This window comes from Mesorhizobium sp. M7A.F.Ca.CA.001.08.2.1 (genome assembly GCF_003998455.1).
GTDB classification, from domain to species: domain Bacteria; phylum Pseudomonadota; class Alphaproteobacteria; order Rhizobiales; family Rhizobiaceae; genus Mesorhizobium; species Mesorhizobium ciceri.
The window spans coordinates 1-6,304 of sequence record NZ_RZPW01000344.1 but is presented as its reverse complement, the minus strand read 5'-3'; the positions used below and the strand labels follow the sequence as shown (position 1 = coordinate 6,304).

At 63.4% G+C, this 6,304-nt stretch carries 4 protein-coding genes; 2 read left to right on the top strand and 2 right to left on the bottom strand.

Annotation, left to right across the window (positions count from 1 at the left end; all coding sequences use genetic code 11):
* Positions 1-135: 135 nt before the first annotated feature.
* Positions 136-1,980 carry a dihydroxy-acid dehydratase gene (gene ilvD / locus EN914_RS20065; protein WP_024505783.1) on the bottom strand — a complete coding sequence of 615 codons (1,845 nt, stop codon included), beginning with the start codon at positions 1,978-1,980 and terminating at the stop codon, positions 136-138.
* Positions 1,981-2,249: 269 nt separating this feature from the next.
* Between ilvD and EN914_RS20060 the strand changes: the two genes are divergently transcribed.
* On the top strand, positions 2,250-2,720 hold the full coding sequence (locus tag EN914_RS20060) for a VOC family protein (RefSeq protein ID WP_024505784.1): 471 nt from the start codon (positions 2,250-2,252) through the stop codon (positions 2,718-2,720).
* 75 nt (positions 2,721-2,795) lie between these two features.
* Here the strand turns inward: EN914_RS20060 and EN914_RS20055 are convergent, their stop codons facing one another.
* A complete protein-coding gene (locus EN914_RS20055; protein WP_013528039.1) occupies positions 2,796-4,388 on the bottom strand; it encodes a peptide chain release factor 3 in 1,593 nt (530 codons plus the stop codon).
* Between the two features lie 236 nt (positions 4,389-4,624).
* On the opposite strand from EN914_RS20055, the gene EN914_RS20050 reads away from it, so the two are divergent.
* A complete protein-coding gene (locus EN914_RS20050) occupies positions 4,625-5,698 on the top strand; it encodes an FAD-binding oxidoreductase (protein WP_024505785.1) in 1,074 nt (357 codons plus the stop codon).
* The last annotated feature ends 606 nt before the right edge of the window (positions 5,699-6,304 follow it).

The window sequence follows — 6,304 nt, the reverse complement described above, 5'->3', positions numbered from 1 at the left end:
CAGAACAATGGCAGCTACAGAATCACATGCGATTCAAACACTTCAAGCCATTTTCCGGCGTCGCTTCTTCACGCTTGACCACAGCACGAAGCAAATGTGTGCGCACGCTAGCCCACAGGGGAGAAGGAAGAAACCTCACTCCGGCACAAACCTCACCGCGCCCTTGGCCGCGCTGGTGGCCATGGCGGCATAGGCGCGCAAGGCGGTCGTCACCTTGCGCTTGCGCTTTTCTTCCGGCTTCCAGGCCAGGGCGCCCTTGGCTTCCATCGCCGCCCGTCGCGCAACGAGTTCCGCCTCATCGACAGCCAGGCGGATGCTGCGGTTCGGGATGTCGATCTCGATCGTATCGCCCTCCTGCACCAGTCCGATCAAACCGCCTTCGGCAGCTTCCGGCGACGCATGGCCGATCGACAGGCCCGAGGTGCCGCCGGAGAAGCGGCCGTCAGTGACCAGAGCGCAGGCCTTGCCGAGGCCCTTCGACTTCAGATAGCTTGTCGGGTAGAGCATTTCCTGCATGCCGGGGCCGCCGCGCGGTCCTTCATAGCGGATGACGACGACATCGCCGGCCTTGATCTCATTGGACAGGATCGCCTTGACGCTGGAATCCTGGCTTTCGAACACGCGGGCCGGGCCGGTGAATTTCAGGATCGATTCATCGACGCCCGCCGTCTTCACGATGCAGCCGTCGAGCGCCAGATTGCCCTTCAGCACGGCAAGGCCGCCATCCTTGGAAAAGGGATGTTCGGTCGAGCGGATAACGCCTTTCTCGCGGTCGAGATCGAGCTCGTCCCAGCGGCGCTCCTGGCTGAAGGCGACCTGTGTCGGCACGCCGCCAGGGGCGGCGAGGAAGAAATCGCGCACGCTCTGGCTGGTCGTGCGGGAAATATCCCAATGGTCGAGCGCTTCGCCCAGGGTTGACGTATGCACCGTCGGCAGGTCGCGGTTGAGCAGGCCGGCATTGTCGAGCTGGCCGAGGATGGCCATGATGCCGCCGGCGCGGTGGACGTCTTCCATGTGGACGTCGGACTTGGCGGGCGCCACCTTGCACAGCACCGGCACCTTGCGCGACAGCGCGTCGATGTCGTCCTGATCGAAATCGATCTCGCCCTCATGCGCCGCAGCCAGGATATGCAACACGGTGTTGGTCGAACCGCCCATGGCGATGTCGAGCGTCATGGCGTTCTCGAAAGCGCCCTTCGAGGCGATGTTGCGCGGCAGTGCGGTTTCGTCGTCCTGCTCGTAATAGCGCTGGGCGAGATCGACGATCAGGTGGCCGGCCTCGACGAACAGACGCTTGCGGTCGGCATGCGTCGCCAATGTCGAGCCGTTGCCGGGCAGCGACAGGCCAAGCGCCTCGGTCAAACAATTCATCGAATTGGCGGTGAACATGCCCGAGCAGGAGCCGCAGGTCGGGCAGGCCGAGCGCTCGATGACCTTGACGTCCTCATCGGAGATCTTGTCGTCGGCGGCCGCGACCATGGCATCGACCAGGTCGAGCGCCTGCGTCTTGCCGGCGAGCACCACCTTGCCGGCTTCCATCGGACCGCCGGAGACGAAGACGGTCGGGATGTTGAGGCGCAACGAGGCCATCAGCATGCCGGGCGTGATCTTGTCGCAATTGGAGATGCAGACCATGGCGTCGGCGCAATGCGCGTTGACCATGTATTCGACGGAATCGGCGATCAGCTCGCGCGACGGGAGCGAATAGAGCATGCCGTCATGGCCCATGGCGATGCCGTCATCGACGGCGATGGTGTTGAATTCCTTGGCAACGCCGCCGGCCTTTTCGATCTCGCGCGCGACCAATTGGCCGAGATCCTTCAGATGGACATGGCCCGGCACGAACTGGGTGAAGGAGTTGACCACCGCAATGATCGGCTTGCCGAAATCCGAGTCCTTCATGCCGGTGGCGCGCCAGAGGCCGCGAGCGCCGGCCATGTTGCGGCCATGGGTGGTGGTGCGGGAACGATAGGCAGGCATGTTTTTTCCTTGGTGGCTGGCCGCAGCCCAGGGGTTGGCGCGGCGGAGCTGAATTCGGACCGCAGGCGTTATAGACGCGCAAGTATGGTCTGGCCACAATTTTGCAATGCGCCAGATTCCTCCAAGAATCGGATCTTACAAAAAAATGCATCCTGGTGTCGGATTGCACCGCGCGCGGCCGTCCTTGGGCAAACGGCGAGGCAACGGCACCATTCTCGGAGTCGGCCGTTTTCCCTGTAACACCAAAAGAGCAATCCGAGGAGCACGACATGCAAAAGATCACCACCTGCCTGTGGTTCGACGGCCAGGCCGAAGAGGCCATGAACTTCTACGTCTCCATCTTCAAGAATTCCAAGGTGCTGAGCGTGATGCGTTGGCCCGAAGGCCACGCCGATGCAGGCAAGGTGTTGGTGACCACGTTCGAACTCGACGGCGTGCAGTTCCAGGCGCTCAATGGTGGACCGCAGTTCAAGCACAGCGAAGCGATGTCGCAGTCGATCGACTGCAAGACGCAGGAAGAGGTGGATTACTTCTGGGACAAGCTCATCGAAGGTGGCGGCCAACCATCGCAATGCAGCTGGCTGAAGGATAAATTCGGCGTCTCCTGGCAGGTTGTGCCGGAGCAGCTGCCGCGCCTGCTCCTGGATCCGGACCGGGCCAAGGCCGGCCGCGTGATGTCGGCGATGATGCAGATGAGCAAGATCGACATCGCCAAGATCGAGGAAGCTGCCAGAGGATAGTCGAGGGTCGCGCCGCCCCTCATCCGCCCTTCGGGCACCTTCTCCCCGTGAACGGGGAGAAGGAAAAAGCGCGACTTACGCCGCTCTGTCGCGGACCTGATAGTCCTTGATCGTGGCAAACTTGATCGCTTTCCAGCGCTCCGCTTCGTAGTTCAGCGAGAAGGCGTGCTGGGCGAGGAACACCGGATCGTTGTCGAGGTCGCGGGCGATGTCGCCGCGATGCGCCTCGATGAAACGCAGGACCTCGGCCTTGTCGTCGGCCGAGATCCAGCGGCACACGGAAAAGCGCGACATCTCGAATTCGACCGGCAGGGTGTATTCGAAGTTCAGCCGTTCCTTCAAGACGTCGAGTTGCAGCGCGCCGACGACACCGACGATGGCCGGTGAGCCGTCCTCGGGCGAAAACAGCTGCACGACGCCCTCCTCTGCCATCTGGTGCAGCGCTTCCTTTAGCTTTTTGGCCTTCATCGCGTCGCCGAGGCGGACACGGCGCAGGATTTCCGGGGCGAAATTCGGAACGCCGCGGAACAGGATTTCCTCGCCCTCGGTCAGCGTATCGCCAATACGCAGCGTGCCGTGGTTGGGAATGCCGACGACGTCGCCGGCAAAGGCCTCGTCGGCGGTGACGCGTGTGCGGGCAAAGAAGAACTGCGGCGCCGACAGCGACATCGGTTTTCCCGTGCGTACCAGCTTGGCCTTCATGCCGCGCTCGAGCTTGCCCGAACAGACGCGGACGAAGGCTATGCGGTCGCGGTGGTTGGGATCCATGTTGGCCTGGATCTTGAAGACGAAGGACGTCATCTTCTCTTCGGTCGCCTCGACCTTGCGGGTGTCGGCCTCTTGAGCACGCGGCGGCGGTCCAAAAGCGCCGAGCGCCTCGATCAGGTCGCGCACGCCATAATTGCGCAGCGCCGAGCCGAAATAGACCGGCGTCAGGTGACCCTCGCGGAAGGCTTCTATATCAAGGGGTCTGCACGCTTCCCGCGCCAGCTCCAGCTCCTCGATGAAGGCCTCGCGCTCGTTCTCCGGCAAAAGGCCGGCGACGCGGTTGGAATCGGGACCGTTGACCGGCGTGCGCTCCTTCTCGTCGTCGCCCCTGCGCACGGCGTTCAGCGCCAGATGGTAGGTGCCGGAAAAATTCTTGCCCCGGCCGATCGGCCAGGTGATCGGCGCCGTATCCAGCGCCAGCTTCTGCTCGATCTCATCGAGGATCTCGAACGGATCGCGGCTTTCGCGATCCATCTTGTTGACGAAGGTGATGATCGGGATGTCGCGTAGCCGGCAGACTTCGAAAAGCTTCAGCGTGCGCGGCTCGATGCCCTTGGCGGCATCGATGACCATGACGGCCGAGTCGACCGCCGATAGCGTGCGATAGGTGTCGTCTGCGAAATCCTCGTGGCCGGGCGTGTCGAGCAGGTTGAAGACATTGTCCTCATACTCGAAGGTCATCACCGAAGTGACGACCGAAATGCCGCGCTCACGCTCGATCTTCATCCAGTCCGACCGCGTCTGGATCTTGTCCTTCTTGGCCTTGACCTCGCCGGCAAGCTGGATGGCGCCGCCGAACAGCAGCAGCTTTTCGGTGAGCGTGGTCTTGCCGGCGTCCGGGTGCGCGATGATCGCGAAGGTGCGGCGGCGCGCCACTTCTTCTTCTATTGCTTCGGGCATTCTCTGGGATTTCCGTGTGACAGGCCGGGCTTCTAGCAGCGCAGTGCCGGCCTGTCGACCGGTCCGGCGGCTCGGACTCTGCTGATCGCCGCCTCACCATCCGAGCATACAGCTCAGCCGTGCTGTGGCTCCGGCCAGTGCATTGCCGCATATTTTGCGCTGCGCGATGTTGGCAAGCGGCTGCCGGGGTGGCACTGGATGAACATCCCTCGGGATGACGAGGCAGAGGAGCAAGCATGACTGCGGCGAAACAAGTGATCGTCATCGGCGCCGGCATCATCGGCGCCTCCATCGCGTGGCATCTGAGCAGAGCGGGTGCGCAAGTGACGGTGATTGCCGACAGTGCTGCCGGAGGGGTGGCGACGCCGAACTCGTTCGCCTGGATCAATGCCAGCTGGGGCAATCCGGAGCCGTATTTCCGGCTGCGCACCCGCGCGATGGCAGAGTGGACGCGGCTGGCGCGGGACCTTCCCGGCCTACCGCTGAGCTGGTGCGGCGGCCTGTGCTGGGATTTGCCGGTGGCCGACATGGAAGCCTACGCCACGGAACATTCCGCCTGGGGCTATGGTATCAGCCAAGTCGACCGCGCCGGTGCTGCGCGCATCGAGCCCAATCTCACCGAGCTTCCGGATTTTGCCCTGTATGTGGCTGAGGAAGGCGTCGCCGAACCGGTGACTGCCACGCGCGCGCTGTTGGCGGACGCGGAGCGACATGGCGCGAAGATCATCTCCAGCACGGTGACGGCCCTGGTCCAGACCGGCGGCAGGATCACCGGTGTCGACACATCGCATGGATTGATTGCATCAGACGAGGTGGTGATCGCGGCTGGCGTCGGCTCGCCGGAGATCGCCGCGACCGCCGGGATCAACCTGCCGATCGAAACGCCGCCCGGCCTGATCGTCCATTCGCGGCCCACCGAAAAGCGGCTCAACGGGCTGGTGCTGGCCGAGCGGCTGCACATGCGCCAGACAGCGGAAGGTCGCATCATCGCCGGCTCGGATTTTGGCGGCGCCGACCCGGGCATGGATGCCGAAGCCACCGCCCACGCGCTGTTTGCGGCCATGAAAGCCATGCTGCGCGACAGCGACGGGTTGGAACTCGATTTCCACACGGTCGGCTACCGGCCGACGCCGATCGATGGCTTTCCAATCGTCGGCCGCGCTGAGGGCATGGACGGTGTCTATGTCGCCGTCATGCATTCCGGCATCACGCTGGCGCCGGCCGTCGGCCTGTTCGCCACAAGGGAAATTCTCGACGGCGAGCGCGACCCCTTACTTGCCCCTTATGGATTGTCGCGCTTCGCTCAATAGGCAGGCGGACGGCGAAAGCCGCCGGTGAGTGGTTCGATTACCCTGGCGCTGCCGAGCAGTCGTGACTCCGACCAGCGTTTGCCGACCAGTTGCGGGCCGATCGGCAGGCCGGTGCTGTCCTGTCCTCAGGGGATGGAAATGGCTGGATGGCCGCTGTGGTTGAAGACAGCGCCATAGGCCGGCAGCATCCACGGCATACTTCAAGTGGAGTGGAGCATTCGAGGGTTGGCCGCGTTTGATTGAAATTGTGCCGATAGTCTTTGATGTCGGCACTCTACGGCGCCCCCCTCTGGCCTGCCGGCCATCTCTCCCACGAGTGGGGAGATCGGCAGGTTTGGCTCGTTCCAGCAACCTTGGCGATTGGCGAAGGCCACGCAAATAGCCAATCTCCCCACTTTGTGGGGGGAGATGTCCGGCAGGCCAGAGGGGGCGCTGTCCCGCGACGTTGCCGCAGTTTGCAGCTACCCCACCAGCGCGAACTTCGCCGCCGCCGGAGCAAACGGGCGAATTCTGATGTCATCGCCGCTGATCGTGACAAAACTCGCCGGCGGGATCGCCTGCCAGTCGCCGCCCTCGCGGTCGAACGGTTCGGACACGATGCAGCGG

What these genes read in the sequence shown, in the direction of transcription:
- ilvD (WP_024505783.1), bottom strand. Translation starts at nt 1,980, where the DNA reads ATGCCTGCCTATCGTTCCCGCACCACCACCCATGGCCGCAACATGGCC.
- EN914_RS20060 (WP_024505784.1), top strand. Translation starts at nt 2,250, where the DNA reads ATGCAAAAGATCACCACCTGCCTGTGGTTCGACGGCCAGGCCGAAGAG.
- EN914_RS20055 (WP_013528039.1), bottom strand. Translation starts at nt 4,388, where the DNA reads ATGCCCGAAGCAATAGAAGAAGAAGTGGCGCGCCGCCGCACCTTCGCG.
- EN914_RS20050 (WP_024505785.1), top strand. Translation starts at nt 4,625, where the DNA reads ATGACTGCGGCGAAACAAGTGATCGTCATCGGCGCCGGCATCATCGGC.